17 protein-coding genes and 1 pseudogene are annotated in these 16,575 nt (G+C 66.5%); 5 read left to right on the forward strand and 13 right to left on the reverse strand.

Annotation, left to right across the window (positions count from 1 at the left end; all coding sequences use genetic code 11):
* Positions 1-12: 12 nt before the first annotated feature.
* From AB4850_RS22820 to AB4850_RS22835, 4 genes and pseudogenes are all read right to left on the reverse strand, one after another.
* The gene (locus AB4850_RS22820; protein WP_414445248.1) at positions 13-1,761 is read right to left on the reverse strand and encodes an ABC transporter permease; all 1,749 of its coding nucleotides are present in this window, start codon (positions 1,759-1,761) and stop codon (positions 13-15) included.
* A 615-nt stretch (positions 1,762-2,376) separates the two neighbouring features.
* Positions 2,377-4,203: a DUF3300 domain-containing protein gene (locus tag AB4850_RS22825; RefSeq protein WP_414445249.1), complete on the reverse strand. Its 1,827-nt coding sequence runs from the start codon at positions 4,201-4,203 to the stop codon at positions 2,377-2,379.
* A gap of 160 nt (positions 4,204-4,363) precedes the next feature.
* Positions 4,364-4,636, reverse strand: coding sequence for a hypothetical protein (locus AB4850_RS22830; RefSeq protein WP_414445250.1), 273 nt, complete (start codon positions 4,634-4,636; stop codon positions 4,364-4,366).
* Positions 4,637-4,706: 70 nt separating this feature from the next.
* Positions 4,707-5,135: pseudogene (locus AB4850_RS22835) on the reverse strand (DUF2778 domain-containing protein); the annotation flags it as partial.
* A gap of 315 nt (positions 5,136-5,450) precedes the next feature.
* Here AB4850_RS22835 and AB4850_RS22840 point away from each other — a divergent pair.
* Both AB4850_RS22840 and AB4850_RS22845 read left to right on the forward strand, forming a co-directional pair.
* On the forward strand, positions 5,451-6,488 hold the full coding sequence (locus tag AB4850_RS22840; protein ID WP_414445251.1) for an N-acetylmuramoyl-L-alanine amidase: 1,038 nt from the start codon (positions 5,451-5,453) through the stop codon (positions 6,486-6,488).
* Between the two features lie 178 nt (positions 6,489-6,666).
* Positions 6,667-7,290 (forward strand): ABC transporter substrate-binding protein, encoded by a 624-nt coding sequence (locus AB4850_RS22845; protein ID WP_414445252.1) that lies wholly within the window; start codon positions 6,667-6,669, stop codon positions 7,288-7,290.
* Positions 7,291-7,359: 69 nt separating this feature from the next.
* Here the strand turns inward: AB4850_RS22845 and AB4850_RS22850 are convergent, their stop codons facing one another.
* The 4 genes from AB4850_RS22850 to bdcA all read right to left on the reverse strand — a co-directional run bounded on the left by AB4850_RS22850 (position 7,360) and on the right by bdcA (position 9,741).
* Positions 7,360-7,683 (reverse strand): CcdB family protein, encoded by a 324-nt coding sequence (locus tag AB4850_RS22850; RefSeq protein WP_414445253.1) that lies wholly within the window; start codon positions 7,681-7,683, stop codon positions 7,360-7,362.
* Positions 7,683-7,964, reverse strand: coding sequence for a type II toxin-antitoxin system CcdA family antitoxin (locus tag AB4850_RS22855; RefSeq protein WP_414445254.1), 282 nt, complete (start codon positions 7,962-7,964; stop codon positions 7,683-7,685). The genes AB4850_RS22850 and AB4850_RS22855 overlap by 1 nt, the downstream gene beginning before the upstream one ends.
* 162 nt (positions 7,965-8,126) lie before the next feature.
* Complete coding sequence (locus tag AB4850_RS22860; RefSeq protein WP_414445255.1) at positions 8,127-8,987, reverse strand: NAD(P)-dependent oxidoreductase; 861 nt, start codon at positions 8,985-8,987, stop codon at positions 8,127-8,129.
* 28 nt (positions 8,988-9,015) lie between these two features.
* Positions 9,016-9,741, reverse strand: coding sequence for an SDR family oxidoreductase (gene bdcA, locus AB4850_RS22865; protein ID WP_414445256.1), 726 nt, complete (start codon positions 9,739-9,741; stop codon positions 9,016-9,018).
* Positions 9,742-9,813: 72 nt separating this feature from the next.
* Between bdcA and AB4850_RS22870 the strand changes: the two genes are divergently transcribed.
* Entirely contained in the window at positions 9,814-10,413 is a 600-nt protein-coding gene (locus AB4850_RS22870; protein WP_414445257.1) for a TetR/AcrR family transcriptional regulator, read from the forward strand.
* Positions 10,414-10,447: 34 nt separating this feature from the next.
* On the opposite strand, the gene AB4850_RS22875 is transcribed toward AB4850_RS22870, so the two are convergent.
* The 3 genes from AB4850_RS22875 to AB4850_RS22885 all read right to left on the reverse strand — a co-directional run bounded on the left by AB4850_RS22875 (position 10,448) and on the right by AB4850_RS22885 (position 13,172).
* Positions 10,448-11,089: a LysE family translocator gene (locus AB4850_RS22875; protein ID WP_414445258.1), complete on the reverse strand. Its 642-nt coding sequence runs from the start codon at positions 11,087-11,089 to the stop codon at positions 10,448-10,450.
* A gap of 72 nt (positions 11,090-11,161) precedes the next feature.
* The gene (locus AB4850_RS22880) at positions 11,162-12,082 is read right to left on the reverse strand and encodes a helix-turn-helix domain-containing protein (RefSeq protein ID WP_414445259.1); all 921 of its coding nucleotides are present in this window, start codon (positions 12,080-12,082) and stop codon (positions 11,162-11,164) included.
* 154 nt (positions 12,083-12,236) lie between these two features.
* Positions 12,237-13,172, reverse strand: coding sequence for a LysR substrate-binding domain-containing protein (locus AB4850_RS22885; protein WP_414445260.1), 936 nt, complete (start codon positions 13,170-13,172; stop codon positions 12,237-12,239).
* 117 nt (positions 13,173-13,289) lie between these two features.
* Between AB4850_RS22885 and AB4850_RS22890 the strand changes: the two genes are divergently transcribed.
* Both AB4850_RS22890 and tssA read left to right on the forward strand, forming a co-directional pair.
* Positions 13,290-13,889 carry a LysE family translocator gene (locus AB4850_RS22890; protein ID WP_414445261.1) on the forward strand — a complete coding sequence of 200 codons (600 nt, stop codon included), beginning with the start codon at positions 13,290-13,292 and terminating at the stop codon, positions 13,887-13,889.
* Between the two features lie 103 nt (positions 13,890-13,992).
* Positions 13,993-15,138, forward strand: coding sequence for a type VI secretion system protein TssA (gene tssA / locus AB4850_RS22895; protein ID WP_414445262.1), 1,146 nt, complete (start codon positions 13,993-13,995; stop codon positions 15,136-15,138).
* Positions 15,139-15,147: 9 nt separating this feature from the next.
* On the opposite strand, the gene AB4850_RS22900 is transcribed toward tssA, so the two are convergent.
* Complete coding sequence (locus AB4850_RS22900) at positions 15,148-15,390, reverse strand: hypothetical protein (RefSeq protein WP_414445263.1); 243 nt, start codon at positions 15,388-15,390, stop codon at positions 15,148-15,150.
* A gap of 62 nt (positions 15,391-15,452) precedes the next feature.
* Positions 15,453-16,490 carry a rhamnose ABC transporter substrate-binding protein gene (gene rhaS / locus AB4850_RS22905; RefSeq protein ID WP_414445264.1) on the reverse strand — a complete coding sequence of 346 codons (1,038 nt, stop codon included), beginning with the start codon at positions 16,488-16,490 and terminating at the stop codon, positions 15,453-15,455.
* Between the last annotated feature and the right edge of the window lie 85 nt (positions 16,491-16,575).

The raw sequence follows: 16,575 nt of genomic DNA on the forward strand, positions 1-16,575 counted from the left end.
TTGGTAACCGGGTTAATCGAGGCGGAGTTTGGATTCGGCGTACGCATACAGCGGGCGCCAGAGGACGCGGTTGAACAGCGTCACGAACAGCGACATCACGACGATGCCGAGAATGATCTTCGGGAAGTCGCCCGCCGCGGTGGTCTGCGCGATGTACGCGCCCAGGCCGTGCGCGGCCAGCTTGGTGTCGCCCCACTGCACGTATTCGGACACGATGCTGGCGTTCCACGCGCCGCCCGAGGCCGTGATCGCACCGGTGATGTAGTACGGGAAGATGCCGGGCAGCATCGCGCCGCGCCACCATTGCCAGCCGCGAATCCGGAAGTTCTTCGCCACTTCCTTGTAGTCGTTCGGGTAGGCGGTGGTGCCGGCGATCACGTTGAACAGGATGTACCACTGCGTGCCGAGCACGATCAGCGGCGACAGCCAGATGTCGACGTTCAGGTGGAAGTGCACGATGAAGATCACGAAGATCGGGAACAGCAGGTTGGCCGGGAACGCGGCCAGGAACTGCGCGAGCGGCTGGATCTTCTCGGCCAGCGCCGGGCGCAGGCCGATCAGCACGCCGAGCGGCACCCAGATCACCGACGAGATCGCGATCAGCAGCACCACGCGCAGCAGCGTGATCAGCCCCAGGCCGAACACGTGGCCGACCTCGTCGAGCGTGACGCCGGTGCGCATGTAGGCCACCACGCGCACCACCGCATACAGCGCGAGCGCGCCCATCACCGTGGCGAACACGATGTCGCCGGCCAGCGTGGCCTTGCGCGCGGCTAACGGCGCGGCGGCCTGGCGGCGCGGCAGGATCCGCAGGCGCATGCGGGCGGTGGCGGCCAGCATCGAGCCGGCCGGCGCGAGCATCCGGTGGATCAGCCGCGTGCGGCGCACCATGTCGAGCAGCCAGGATTGCGGCGCGTCGGCCGAGGCGGTGTTCTCCATGCGGAACTTGTCGGCCCAGGCCACCAGCGGGCGGAACAGAAGTTGGTCGTAGGCGAGGATCACCACCGTCATGGTCAGGATCACCCAGCCCACCGCGCCCAGGCTTTTCGTGGCGATCGCCTGCGAGAGATACGCGCCGATGCCCGGCAGCGTGATGGTGCTGTCGCCCACCGTGATCGCCTCCGAGGCCACCACGAAGAACCAGCCGCCCGACATCGACATCATCATGTTCCAGATCAGGCCCGGCACCGCGAACGGCACTTCGAGCTTCCAGAAGCGTTGCCAGCCGGTGAGCTGGAAGCTGCGCGACACTTCCGACAGATCGCGCGGCACCGAGCGCATCGACTGATAGAAGCTGAACGTCATGTTCCAGGCCTGGCTGGTGAAGATCGCGAAGATCGCCGCCAGCTCCGCGCCGATCACGCGCCCGGGGAACAGCGCCAGGAAGAAGGTGACCGTAAACGAGATGTAGCCGAGCACGGGCACCGATTGCAGGATGTCGAGGATCGGCACCAGCACCTTCTCGGCGCGCCGGCTTTTCGCGGCCAGCGTGCCGTAGGTCAGCGTGAACACCAGCGAGGCGAACATCGCCGCGAGCATGCGCAGCGTGGTGCGCATCGCGTATTCGGGCAGATGCGAGGGGTCGAGCGAGATGGCCTCGGTTTTCAGCGTCGAGATCGGCGCGAGCGTCTGGTGAAAGCCGATGGCGGCCATCGCCAGCATGCCGATGATGAGCGGAAAGGCCAGCAGGTCCCAGCGATTGGGCAGCACGCGGGACACGGACGGGTTGGCCGTCAGGTTGATGCCGAATTTCAGATTCATCGATAACCTCATCGCGGTGGAAGCGAATGGGCAGCAAGTAAGGAAAACGAAACAAAAGCGCAGGGCTCTCGCCAGCCGGGCGTGCCGGGCACGGGCGTGGAGACGGCGCGCATCGTACGGCCGTCGAATGACAGCCATGCGATCAGCGAACCGGTCGGACCGGGGCGCACGAGAGCCATCGCTCAGGCGGATCGGCGCTGACGCGCGAACGCATGACGAGACGGCGCCTCATGGCGCGGGAACAGGATGCACGGGGAGGTAAAGCGACGCGCACCGTCTGCCTGTTGGCAGGACGGCGGCTGGGATGGGAAGCGCGGACGTCCTGCCGTTCAGGCAGCGAATCTGATCGAGGTTCGACTACTACAAGAGTCCAAGGCTTTTGCCCCAAATTTGAAGACCTGCGGATTCTAGGCGGCCTGCAAAACATAAGTCAACATCATTTTCGACAAAGTCTCGCGGGCCGTGGAATCGGTTCACGGCGGCCCGTTCGAGGCTGACGGAAAACGGTGCGCGAATCGTCTCGTTGAACTGAACAACCCGCGGCCGGAGGCCGGTGCGAAACCGGTTCGGGCGCGGGTTGTGGGCGTGGTGCCGGGGTTGCGGTGCCGCGGTGCTTCAGTGCGAATGCGGCTCGTGCTGCTCGCCGCCGCCGTGCGGCTGCTCGTGCTGTTGCGGTTGCGGACGCGGCTGTTCATGCGGCTGCGGACGCGGTTGCTCGTGCTGCTCCGGGCGCGGCTGCTCGCGGGCCGGCTCGGCCGGATGCGGCATCTGCGCGTGCTGTTCACGTTGCTGCTGCTCGCGCTGCTGTTGCTGCTCCCGTTGTTGCTGTTGCTGCTGCTCGTGCTGTTGCTGTTGTTGCTCGTGCTGTTGCTGTTGTTGCCCGCGTTGCTGCTGTTGTTCACGCTGCTGTTGCTGTTGCTCGCGCTGTTGCTGCTGTTCGCGCTGTTGATCCATGCGCGGCGGCTCGCCGGCCGGACGTTCGTGCTCCTGCCGCTGGCCGTTCTGCATCTGCCCGCCGAAATTCGGCTGCGGCGCGTGCGGCTGCCCCGGCTGCTGCGCTTGGCGGCCCGGCTCGGCATTGCCATGCTGCTGCGCCTCGAAGCCCGGACGCCCTTCCGCGCGCGGATTGCCACCCTGCCCCTGCCCCTGCGGCTGCGGCACGGGGCGCGCACCCTCACGCGTATCGCCCTGCGTGAAATGCGGCATCGTCATCGCGCCCGGGTTCGCGGGCGGCAGGCCCGGCGGCCGGTGCGCATTGCCCGGTTCGCGTCCTGGCGCCTGCCCTTGAAACTGGCCCGGCGCCTGCCCAGGACTCGGGCGGCCTTCGTTGTGGTTGTCGATCCGCGTGTTGTTGTTCACCACGTTGTTGTTGTTCACGACGTTGCGGGTCGTGTCGTAGTGGTTGTTGATCGTCGTGTTGTTGATGTGGTTGACGACCGTGGTCGAACGCGACACGTACGTGTTGTTGTTGTAGACCACCGCCGGGCGATGCCAGCCGCCACCACCGCCACCGTTACCCGGGCCGTCGTTGCGATAGCCGCCGTCGCGCCCGCGATCGCCGCCCCAGTTCATGCCCCACGCGTGCCAGCCCCAGTCGTGGTGATGGCTGATCGCATCGCCCACCAGGATGCCGACGCCGAACGTCAGCACGCCGGCCGTCACCACCTCGCCCGTCGAATACTCGGGGCGGTGATAGGCGTAGCCCGGATAGACCGGCACCGGCTGGCCGTACACCACGTTCGGGTCGTAGGTCGGCACATACACCACGTCCGGCTGGGCCGGCGCGATCACGATGGTTTGCGGCGGCGGCGGAATCACGGCCGGGCCGGCGTACACCGGCGGCTGGCCGGCCTCGTCCTGATAATCGGGCGGGGGCGCCTGGCGCGCCGTGCTCGACACCGCCAGTTGCTTCGACGATTTCAGGTTGCCCGACTGCTGCGCGCGCTGACGCATGACCTGGATCGCGTTCATCACGTCGGTCGGGTCATTGACGTAGGCCTCGCCGAGCGCGGTGGTCCACTGGATATTGCCCGCCATCTGGTTCAGCACGGCCGGGAATGCGGTCAGCGATTTCACGCTGACATCCCACGGCTGCTGGTTCGCGGCGTTCTGCAGCGCGGCGCCCTTCAGCGACGGATTCTGCGCGAGCCACTGGTTGGCCGCGGTGATCTGATCCGGATAGGTTGCGCCCGCAAGCACCTGGGCCACGAGCTTGTCGGGGAACAGCGCGATCGGCGCGACCATCTGTTCGAGCTGCGCAGCGGTGGGCGGCGTGTAGGGGGTGGCGGCCGAGGCCGGTTGCGCGGCGGAAGCGGCCGACGCATCGGAGGCGGCCTGCGTGGTGTCGGTGGAGTTGCCCTTGTTGCATCCGGCGAGCGCCAGCAGGCTGACGATCAGCGTCGACGACACGACGGTGCCGAGAATCTTCGATGTTCCTTTCATATCCCCTTCTTGTTGTCTGGTGGCACACATCGAGATTAACGGATGGGGACAGGGTTCGGCCTACCGACAATCTGTTACTTGTATGACGTTGTGTACTTGAAAGCTGACGACGAACGCCTTCCCGCAAGGATCGGGGGGCGGTGCGAGCGGTTCCGATGGATCACGACTTTGTTCGCCGCTTTTCCAGGTAACGGCGCCAGAGTGTTCCAATCAAGCTGTATTCAATGGCGGCCAGCATCAAATTGATGACGGCAACCACGGAAAGATAAAAACCTTCGGGATCGCGCGCGCCAAATGTTTCGGATATCTCGAGCAGGCGTTGCTGCTGGCTTGTCGTCATTGGCAGCGGATAGGTGTGAACAAACCGCATTGACACCGCGAACAAGCCGACAAAGAGGAGGACTTTGAAAGCGCTGCGGGCAAGTGTCGCCATGGGTCACCACCTCGATCCAGCCGTAAGCGTCCAACCCCGATCTGCCGGCAGGAATGGTCTTTGTGTTTAAAAATGCCCGACGGATAGCCTGAAAATCAGATTGGCTAGGTAGCGTGATGCAGCCGAACGAATGACCAGCGCCACCGATCGGATGCAACCTGAAATTGCCGCGTTTGACTCCATGTATCCATGTTTAATCGTCGATTTGGCCGTCGCAGCGATATAGAGCAAACCATTCCGCGTGATGGGTAGGCTTACCGATCAAAGTATTGCCCAAATCCTTGCTCCAGGCTCCCAACTGTGAACGCACCCCTCCTTTGGGGCGATCAACGATCCAATATCGCCCGTGCGGTAAAGGGCCATTTCCTACAACCCCGGTGCAACCGCCGCTATTACGGTAAATCCCCTCGCCTGAAAAAGCCATGAACGTACCCACGCCATAAATCGTCAATGGCGCGAGAGGGGCATTATTGACAATGAATTTCCCCCAAAATGCCATGATTAAGACCTCTCGCTCCAGTCATATCAGATATCGCAGCCTCGGAACCGGCACATGAGGCATGGCGGGGATTCGCAAAAATCCGCTACCGCCCGTGCACTGAAACGGGTGGATGAGATCGTCACGATGACGGCCGAGTACGAACCGACATTGGGTGTTCGATGACGGCGATTGGCCAATGGCCAACTATTGACCTGGCGCAATCCGGTAACGGAACTTGCTTTTGTCTGACAAATCCGACCGAGGACACAGCGCAATAGCCTGCCATTTCGACATGCTGCCCGCTTGCGCTGAATACGAAGAAGGAACAACAGCATGAATAAAGAACAGCAGGCATTGCCAGGCGAAGTTGTCGATTCGGGACGACGTGATTTTCTGGCAAGAACTTCGGTGTGGTCGGCCGCGACACTCGCATTGCCGATTGCAGGATGCGGGAGCAGCAACGCGCAGGAGGTCGCGGATGCCGCCTATGTGATCGATACCTCGCTTCAGTCTCCGAACCAGGACTCGCGTGTGCGATCGCTGGTACTGCATTACACCGCCGAAACGCTGGCGGATTCCCTCGCATCGCTGACGAACTCGCAAAAGCAGGTCAGTTCGCACTACGTCGTACCTGATGCGGCCGACGGCGGTGAGCGCTTCCGTGTCCATGCGCTTGTGCCGGAATCGCGTCGCGCGTGGCATGCCGGTGTCAGCTATTGGCAGGGTGACCGCTTGCTCAATCCAAGTTCGATCGGCATCGAGGTCGTCAACCTCGGCTTTCCCGCTCAGGACGAAAACGCGCCGCTGATGAATCGCCGCTGGTACCCGTACGTACCCGAGCAAATCGCCGTGGTCGGCAAGCTCGCGGCCGAAGTCGTCGCGCGTCACAAAATCCTGCCGCAAAAGATCGTCGGGCATTCCGATATCGCACCGGGGCGCAAGTTCGATCCGGGTCCGCTATTTCCGTGGCAAAAACTTTACGAGCAGTACCAGATTGGCGCGTGGCCCGAAGCGGAAGCGATCAGCTATTACCGCAGCCATCAACCCTTCCAAGGCGACATGGCGGCACTGCAGGCGAATTTGCTCGCGTATGGTTACGACACACCGCAAACGGGCGTGCTCGATGCACAAACCATCAGCGTGGTGGCGGCGTTCCAGATGCATTTTCGTCCCGCGCGATACGACGGTGTGCCCGATGTCGAAACCGTGGCGATCCTTCATGCCCTGCTGGAAAAATATTTTGGCCAGGGCCGTTCGCAGCTCCGTCAAGCGACACCGGGGCAGCCGAGCCCACGAAGCGAAAGCGAAAAAGGTGACGACGCGTGGCCGGCTCCGGGCGCGATCGTGCAACCGGGTTCGCCACACTTCTGAAGCGTCGCGCAGGATAGCCGCCCTTTTCTCCATCGACGCGGGCCGATAACGCCCGACGGAGTGCCAGGCAGCGCGTTCCGTCACTCGCCAAAGCTTCGATTGCCCAAGCGCGGGATGTGGCGGATTTTCACGAATCCCGGCCGCGCCTCTATCGCGCGGCGCGCCGTCGATCGCGGCGATGCAGCGGCTGGGCCTCGACGTGGTGCCGGTGGGTTTCAACGATTTCGATTCGATGCTGGCCTGCGTCGACCAGACCGCCGCCGCGCTCGACACGCCGCTGGCCGCGCAACGCGCGCTCGACGCGCTGCCGGATCACACCGAGCCGCGCGTGTTGCACGTCGCCTCGCTCGCACCGCTCGAGGTGGACGGCAGCGACACCATCGTCGATCAGTGGCTGCGCGCGGCCGGCGCGCGCAACGCCGCCGACGGGCTCGGCGGCAACCTGCGGCCGGTCTCGATCGAGCAGGTGCTGGCGTGGCATCCGGACGTGGCGATCCTCGGTGCGAACGCCGGCTCGATCGAACAATCGCCGCAGCGCTCGCTGTGGCAGACGCTCGATGCGGTACGCAAGGGCCGTGTGTATCGCAATCCGGCGGGCGTGTTTCCGTGGGATCGCTACGGGCCGGAGGTGGCGTTGCAGGTACGCTGGGCGGCGGGCGTGCTGCATCCGGGGGTGTTTTCGGCGCAGCAGTGGGTGATGGAAACGCAGGATTTCTATCGGCGGTTTTTCGGGTATGCGCTGTCGGCGGGGGACGCGCGGCGGACGCTGGCTGGTCAGCCGCCTGGCGCCGCAGCGCAATGAGACCGATGACATTGACAACGATGACTCACGGCAAACAATCGCAGATTCATCGTCAGGGCTTTGTCAACTTTAGAAAGCGCCGAACAAACGATCGAGCGCGGCAAGAACCCGCGTTTGCTCGGATTTCAGCGTTCCGGTCGAAGGGCCAAGCTCACTGGTTCTTATTGCGCCTAGAAATGGCGTTTCCAGTATGAATTTCTCGCCGTCGATCTCGAGGATCGGAGCCAGATCCTGCGCAACCTTGGCGGGTGTGTAACTGCCCGCAAGGTGTGCCAGCGGAATGACGACCCATGACATCAGATCTCCCGGATGATCGCTTTGCACATCGAGCAGATAGGGCGACTTCGCCTTCGACCGGGATGACGGGTTGTTATACAGATCAAAACGTGCCATCAGAACATCCGGTGCTCGTCGAGAGGCAAACCGTCGCGTTCAATGCGCGCATTCATCTCGGTAATGAAATCAGCGTGCTCTGCTGCCCAGACACGCGCCTCGGCTTCCTGAACTTCCTCACGCAGGCCCCGTTCGCTTGCACATGAGATGTTGACATCCAACTCTTTCGCGCGTTCAAGCAGCTCGGAGGGCAACGACACGTTGGTAAGCTTGCGACTGGCTTTTCTCGTCGGGTTAGAAGCGGCCGATTCACCGGAATGCCGCATTTGTGCAGAAATCATGTGCAGATCCTATGCGCATAAAATATGCGCACATTACCGCACATCCTTTATGACGCCTGTCGACCGATGCCGACGATGCAGATCTTCTCGCGTCCGACAGGACAGGTCCCGAGCAGCGTCTCTGAATCGAGCCGGGACCCAGCCCATCGCCCCGCCACGCTCTCACCCCTTCCCGCCCGCCCCGTTGATCGTCACCTGCGCCATCACCGACCAATCCCGCTCGCCCAGCCCGGCCGCCACTGCTTCGCCCATCCGCCCGTACACGGCGGCCAGCATCGGCAACGCGCGCCCGGCCTCGGCGGCGGCCTCCGACGCGAGCCGCAAGTCCTTCAGCCCCAGCGTCGCCTTGAACCCCGGCTCGTAGTTGCCCTGCGCCAGATTGGCCGAATAGACCTGATACGACCGGCTGCCGAACAGCGTGCCGAGGATCAGCTCGAAGAAGCGCTCGCGCCCGAGCCCGTTCGCCTCGGTCAGCACGACGGCCTCGGCCATCGCCTCGATCGCCATCGTGATCATCATGTTGCAGGCGATCTTCGCGGCGTTGGCGGCCGGGGCTTCCTCGCCCATGTCCCAGATCCGCCCGCCGATCACCTCCAGCAGCGGCCGGATCGCGTTCACGGCGTCGGGCTTGCCGCCCGTCAGCACGTTCAATTCTCCGCGCGCGGCCACGTCGGGCCGGCCGAGCACCGGCGCGGACACATAGCCCACGCCGGCCGCCGCATGCAGCGCGACCAGCTCGTGCGCGAACGCCACCGAAATGGTGGACGCCACCACGTGCACGAGGCCCGGCCGCGCCTTGGCCAGCAGGCCCGGGGCGATCAGCGTCTCGCGGATCGCCGCGTCGTCGGAGAGCATGGTCAGCAGCGCGTCGCCGTCGAGCAGGTCGGCCGGCGACGCGGCGCGCGTCACGCCCTCCACGCTCGCGCCGGAACGGCTCCACGCCTGCACGTCGTGGCCGGCTGCCGCGAGATTGCGCGCCATCGCGCGCCCCATGGCGCCCAGGCCGATGATGCCGATTTTCATAGTGGATTCCTCAGGATCGAAAACGGCCTCAAGCGCCGAAACCGCCGTCGATGGTGTGCATCGCGCCGGTGATGCCGCGCGCCGCAGGCGACGCCAGATAACCGACCAGGCTCGCGACATCCGCCGCGGTGCCATGGCGGCGAATCGCCATGTAGCTGCGCATCTGCTCGGCGAGCGGGCCGTTGGCGGGGTTCATGTCGGTGTCGGTCGGGCCGGGCTGCACGACGTTGACGGTGATGCCGCGCGCGCCGAAATCGCGCGCGAGGCCGCGTGTCATGCCCTGCAGCGCCGATTTGCTCATGCCGTACGCGGCGGCGCCCTCGAACGGCACCGTATCGCCGTTCACCGAGCCGATCGAGATGATCCGGCCGCCGTCGGGCATCAGGCGCGCCGCCTCGACGCTGGCGTGATACGCGCCGCGCACGTTGACGTCGATCAGGCGGTCGATGGCGTCGGCGTCGAGCGTGAGCGGATCGCCGCCGACGAACAGCCCGGCGTTGTAGACGAACACGTCGAGCGGGCCGGCCTCGCGCACGGCGGCCAGCAACGCGTCGCGGTCGGCCGCGTCCGCCCGCACGGCCTGCGCGCCGGTATCCTTCGCCACCGCCTCGGCCGCCGCCTGCGAACCCGCCCAGGTGAATCGCACCGTCGCGCCCGCCGACGCGAACCACGCCACGATGGCCGCGCCGATGCCACGGCTGCCGCCCACCACCATCACCGATTTGCCCTGCCAGCCTGCTGCTTCCGTATTCATCGCATGAACTCCTTGAAATAAATTAGCGATCACTATAAATTTCGATTCACGACAACGCAAGGTATTTTTGTAGTGGATGCTAATTTAATCAACGGCGGTAAACCCGGGCGCGGCCGGCCGCGCGCATTCGACCCCGATACCGCGCTCGAGGTGGGCCAGCGCATGTTCCATGCGGCGGGCTACGACGCGGTCGGCCTCAGTGCGCTGACCGACGCGCTCGGCATCAAGGCGCCGAGCTTTTATTCGGCGTTCGGCAGCAAGGCGGCGTTCTTCCGCCAGGTGCTGGAGCGCTACGCGGGCACGGCGCTCGCGCTGACCGACATCCTGGTGCCGGGCCGCCCGCCCGCCGAGGCGCTGGCCGAGCTGATCGGCAGCGCGGCGCGCACCTATGCGCGCGATCCCGAGCGGCCGGGCTGCCTCGTGCTCGAAGCCGCGCGCGGCGGCGAGGCGAGCGAGAGCGCGCAACTGGCCTGCGAGGTGGCCGAATGGCGGCGCGTGCAGATGCGCGAGTTCGTGGCGGCTACGCATCCCGAACAGGCGGCCACCGCCACCGATTACGTGTCGGCCGTGATGTCGGGCCTGTCGGCCGGCGCGCGTCAGGGCTGGGACGAGGCTCGGCTTTGCGCGGTGGCCGACGTGTCGGCGGCGGGCCTCGCGCAGCTGCTGCCCTGAGCGGATTGCCGTCAGCCAACTTCCCGGCCGGCCGTCATCGCCACGCGAGCACGGCCAGCACGCCGAGCGCCAGCGCGATCAGCACCAGCCCCGAGACGCGCTCCAGCCACGGCAGGATGCGCGTGAAGCGCCGCAGCACGATGCGGTTGCCAATCGTCAGCGCCACCAGCGCGTCCCACAGCAGCACCACGCCGCCCATCCATGCGCCGTAGAACAGCTTCCAGCCCGCGCTCGCATACGGGCCGCTCAACATCGCGGCGAGGCTCGCGTAGAACAACGCGTTCTTCGGATTGAGGATGCCGGACAGAAAGCCCATCCCCGTGGCGCGCCCCCACGCCGCAAGCGGCCGAGCACGCGCCGCGCCGGCCGCGCGTGTTGCGGACACCCGAAGATCGCTGCGGCCCGCGTGGCGCACGAACAGCACGCCGAGCCACAACAAATAGACGCAACCGGCCAGTTGCAGGCCCGTGAACCACGCGCTGCCGGGCCGCAACGCCGAGGTGCCGGCGAACGCGGCGACGATGAACACGCCGTTGGCCAGTGCGATGCCGAGGCACGCGCCGCTGGCCACGCGCCAGCCGGCCGACAGCGAGGTGCGGGCGATCAGGAAGAAATCCGGCCCGGGGGACAGCAGCGCGAGGAAATGCGCCGCGGCGATCATCAGGAAGACTTGCATATCCGGCATCAGCGAAGAACGGGCTCGCAGTGTGCCGGCCGCGCGGTGCGCGGTATTGAAGGAAATTGCGGCTCAGGCGCGGAACGTGCCGGGGGTCACGCCCGCGTAGGCCTTGAACACGCGCTGGAAATGCGCCTGATCGGCGAAACCGAGATGCTGGGCCACGGCGGCCAGGCTGTCGCCGTCGCGAATCCGCGCCCGCGCTAGATTGATGCGCTGGTTCAGTTGCCAGACATGCGGCGTCATGCCGGTCACCGCGCGAAACGCACGGATCAACTGATAGCGGCTCATGCCGGCCAGGCACGCGAGGCCGTCGAGCGCGATGTCGCTGTCGGGTTCGGCGCGCAGGCGGTCGAGCGCGGGGCGAATCCGGTCGGCCAGATGTGCGGGGGCGGTTGGCGGCGCGATCGGCAGGCCCTGCGCCGCATCGCATGCACCGACGAATTCGATCAGCGCCGCTTCCTTGTCGCGGACATCGGCGTCGGAACACAGCAGCGCGTTCAGTTCGCAGCACTGCGCGTAGAGCGCGGGGTTCGTCACGATGCGGATCGGTTCGTCATCCTTGGCATCTTGCGGCACGGCCGGCGCGTATTCCTGGCGGACGGCATCGCGCCAGTTCGCATCGATATGCAGCATCTGGTAGCTCCAGGCCTCGCCGGGCGCGGGGTTGCAGGCATGCACGCGATGCGCCGGCACCAGCACGAGCATGCCGGGTTGCAAGCCGATCGGGCCGTCGGGTGCACCGGTGAACACGCTCGCGCCGCCGTCCACCGCGCCGACCGAGAACGTCGGATGGTGATGCGGCTTGTAGCAGGCGCGGCTGCGGCAGGCACGCCGGCTTTCGACGAACGGGAGGGCTGGGTCGCGCCAGAACGATTGGCGGGCGTCTCGGCGAGCGGCGGAGGTGGACGACACGAGGGCCGTGGCGCTGTACGTGGCGGGGACAGAAGACGCGGTGGCGGTGACGCTATGCGTGGCGGGGGCGGAAGACACGGTGGCAATGACGCTGTGCGTGGCAGGGAGCGTCAGTATGCGGGAAGGCGGACCGAACCGGTGGCAGACGCGGCGGCACATGTGGCGGCGGATAGGCCCGATACGCCGGCACATGCCGTGATCGATACGACCGGCCGATGCACTGTCCGCCGCCTCACCCCGCCATCTTGTGCGCCCGCCCCCGCTTCGCCTTCTTCGGCCTGGCCTGCGCAGCAGCCTCCTCCGTCTCGGCCTCGCGCAGCAGCCAATCGCGCAGCGCCGTCACCCCGGCCGCCGCCTGCCCGCGCCGCGTGCAGAACGCAAACGCGCCGCCGCCCGCCACGAAACCGAGCGGCGCGACCAGCCTCCCGGCCGCGATCTCGCGCTCGACCAGCAAGGCCGGCGCGATCGCCACGCCCAGCCGCGCCGCGGCCGCCTCCAGCATCAACGACAGGTGATCGAAGCGCCGCCCGCCGCCGAAACCCGCCGCATCCAGCCCCTGCGCGGCGGCCCAATCGGCCCAGGCCTGCGGATTCGAACGCGTATGGAGCAGCGCCTGCCCCGGCAACGCGCCGGCGGCCGCGATCCGATGCGGCCAGTCCGGCGCGCACACCGGCCCGATCCGCTCCTCGAACAGCGCCACCGCCTCGATCTGGCGCGGCCACGCCCGCCCGCTGACGATCAGCGCATCCACCACCTGCGCCTCCAGGTCCGCCAGCGCGGCGCTCGTCTGCAAACGCACGCGAATCTCCGGATGCGCGGCCTCGAAATGCTCCAGGCGCGGAATCACCCAGTTGGCGAGCAGGCTGCCCGGCGCGCCCACCACGATCTCGGCCGCCTCGCCCGGCCCCGCGATCTCGGCGCAGCGGCTTTCCAGCAGCGCCAGCGCGCGATCGGCGGCGTCGTGCAGCGCCAGCCCGGCCGCCGTCAGGCGCACGCCCGACGCATGCCGCACGAACAGCGGCTTGCCGAACCAATCTTCGAGTTGACGAACCTGGTGGCTGACGGCGCCGTGCGTGACGCACAGCTCCTCGGCCGCGCCGGAAAAGCTGGCGCGTCGGGCGGCGGCGTCGAACACGCGCAGGGCATTGAGCGGGGGCAGGCGGCGCATCGGGCTTGGCTGTGAATTTTCCTCACGGCATTCTGCGAGAAATCCTCGCTATTGCAAAGTTTTCTTCGCACCTAGACTGCAATCCATCTCATATCTCTCGTTCGACGGACCTCCGCCATGCCGCCCAGCCTCGCCCCGCTCCTGCCGTTCGTCGTCGTGGCCTTTTCGATGTGGGCCACGCCGGGGCCGAACAACATGATGCTGATGGTGTCGGGCGCGCGCTTCGGCCTGCGCCGCACGCTGCCGCAACTGTTCGGAATCCTGACCGGCACGCTGCTGTTGAGCACGCTCGGCATCGTGCTGCTCGAACCGGTGATCGCCGCGTGGCCGCGCAGCGTGCTGCTGCTGAAGATCGTCGGCACGGTGTGGCTGGTGCGGATCGGCTGGCGCATGGCGCACGCGCGCCTCGGCGACGGCCCCGGCGACGCGCAACCGATGCGCTACCTGCCCGCCACGCTGTTCCAGTTCACCAACCCGAAGGCGATCACCGGCACGGTGGCGCTGGCCTCGCTGGCGCTGTCGGCCACGCACGCCAACCCGTGGCTGCCGGCCGCCGCGCTGCTGACGGCGCCGCCGCTGTGCCTCGTCGCAAACGGGTCGTGGGCGCTGGCCGGGCGCAGCCTGCGGCGGCTCCTGTCGACGCCGCTGCGCTGGCGCGTCTTCACGCTCGGCACCGGCTTCGTGACGGCGGGCTGCGCGGTATTTCTGTGGACCTGAGCGCGGGGGACGGGGCGCGGCGCTATCGCCGCGTCGCCGAACTGGCGTAGCATCGACGCGATTTCCTGCGTTGCCAGCCCCCCTCGCCATCCCGGAACGACCGATGACCGATTCGCTTTACGCCAGCGCCAACCGCTATTTCACCGAGCACTTCCGCCTCGATCTCGACACGCTGCTCGCACCGATTTCCGCCGATGCCCCCAGCGGGCGCTCGATGCGCGCCACCCCCTACTACACGGCCTTGCGCCAGGCGCGCACGCAGGACGACCCGTCGCTGCCGGTCGGGGTATGGGAGCGGCCGCGCCACCGGCAAGGCGCCGACTGGATGAAGGTCGGCATGCTGGCCGCCGGCATGTTGGCGCACCAGAGCAAGGATTTGCAGTTGCTGACCTGGCTGTTCGAGGCGCAGATCCAGCAGCACGGCTTCGACGGCATCGCACCGCCGCTGGTGCTGCTGCGCGAAACCTGCGCGCGCTTCTGGGACACGATGCTGCCCGACGACGCCAATGATCATTTCGAGCAACGCGAGGCGTTGCTACGCCTGATGGACGAGAAAAATCTGGCCACGCTGCGCCTCGCCACGCTGGTGGAAAGCGAGGGGCGGCCCGCATTCGGTTGGGCCGATTGGGAACGGGCGGTGCGCGACGACCAGGAGCACCGCGCCGGCCGTCAGCACGCCGATACCAGCGCGGCGAGCCTGCCGGAATTGCAGTTCACGCTGGGCGCGGCCTCCGGCGAATCGCTGGCCGCGCGGTACGCGGCGCTGGGCGACGGGCTGGCCGCACTCGATGCGCTACGCGACGCCCTGGCGCCGCGCTTGGGCAACGCCACGCCGCCGATCGGCCGGCTGCACGCGCTGCTCGAACAGATCCGCGCATGGCTGGGCCACGAGTTGCAACGGCGCGGGCTGGCGGCGCAGGAAGCGGCGTCCGCCGCCACCGAATCATCCGTTGCGAATGCAACGATCTCCGAACCCATCGGCGGCACGGCCGACGCCGCGCCCCCAACCGAAGCCCTCACTGCCGACCTGCTGCGCGAACGCGCCCAGGCTTACGCGCGGCTGGCCGAGATCGCCGCATGGTTGATGCGCATCGAGCCGCACAGCCCCGCGCCGTATCTGGTTCGCACCGCCGTCGAGTGGAGCGCGCTGCCGACGCCCGAGCTGTACGACAAGGTGTTCGTGCAGATGGGCGGACAACTCGATATCTTCACGATGCTCGGCATCGCGAGGCCGCAGGACAAGGCGTAAGCGCAGCCGTCACGCCGTCGCATCGTTCGAGCGACGGCGCCACAGCATGCGCCCGCCCACCTGCCGCACCTCCACCACGCCGCGCTGCGCGAGCAGATCAAGCGCCGCGCGCGTCACGTCGAGCGTCAGTTCGGTTTCCTGAGCGCCGAGCCAGAAGTGCTGCACGCCTTCCACCGTATCGACTGCTGCAGGGCGTTCGGCGAGGTAACGCGCAATGTATGCGGCGGTGTTTTCGATCAAATCGTGGTTCATGACCAAGCGGCTCGCGGCCGGATATTCGCAAGACCGCGAGCTTACCGCAGCGGCGCAGCCGCTCAGAAATTGAACTGGTCGATATTGCCCGCATCGAACGTGGTCGGCGGCCCGAGCACGACCTCGCCGTTCTTGCCGATGGTGCGCGCGCCGAGCTTGCCTGCGTCGAAGCGCTCGCCTTCCTTGCCGGTGATCGTGCCCGAGGCGAGGTTCGCGGCCGCATAGGCTGCCAGGTAACCAAGCTGGCCCGGGTCCCACAGCTGGAACGCCTTGACGGTGCCGTTCTTCACGAACGCGCGCATCTGGTTCGGCGTGCCCAGCCCCGTCACGGCCACCTTGCCCTTGCTCGACGACGTCGAGATATAGCGCGCGGCCGCCACGATCCCCACCGAGGTGGGCGCGACGATCGCCTTCAGGTTCGGATAGGCCTGCAACAGGCCTTGCGTCTCGACGAAGGATTTCTGATCGTCGTCGTTGCCGTAGGCGATCTTGACGAGCTTGAGCTTCGCGTATTCGGGCTTCTTCAATTCCTCCTGCATCCAGTGAATCCAGGTGTTCTGGTTGGTCGCGTTCGGCGTGGCCGACAAAATCGCGAACTCGCCCTCGCCGCCCGTCAGCTTCGCGACGAGCTGAATCTGACCGCGCCCGATGCTCTCGGCATTGGCCTGGTTGACGAAGATTTCCCGGCCATCCGGTGCGGTGTCCGAATCGAACGTCACGACCTTCACGCCCTGCGACATGGCGCGCTTCAGGTAAGGCACCAGCGCGTTGGCATCGTTGGCGGCGATCACGATCGCGTTCTGCCGCTGGGTGGTCAGCGTGTTGATGTATTGCACCTGCGAAGACGCCCCCGCATCCGACGGCCCCACCACCTTGCCCTGCCCCTTCAACTCCTTGATGGCGGCCATGCCGCCGTCGTCGGCGATCACCTCGTACGGGTTGTTGATCTGTTTCGGCACGAAGGCGATCTTCAGGCCTTCCTTGACGCCGGCCGCCTGCGCGGGCGCGGCACCCAGCGCGGTGAACGTGGTGAGCGTGGCCAGCGCCGCCAGGCTCAGGCAGGCGGCCGCGCGCGCGGCCGGGTGAGGGAATCGATGCATGCTGGTGTCTCCGATGTAAGGCCGGCATGTAAGGCTGAGATGCGAACCCGGCCATGTTGATATGCATGACGAAACAACGAACGCG

Source organism: Burkholderia sp. 22PA0106 (assembly GCF_047497155.1).
Taxonomy (GTDB): Bacteria; Pseudomonadota; Gammaproteobacteria; order Burkholderiales; family Burkholderiaceae; genus Burkholderia.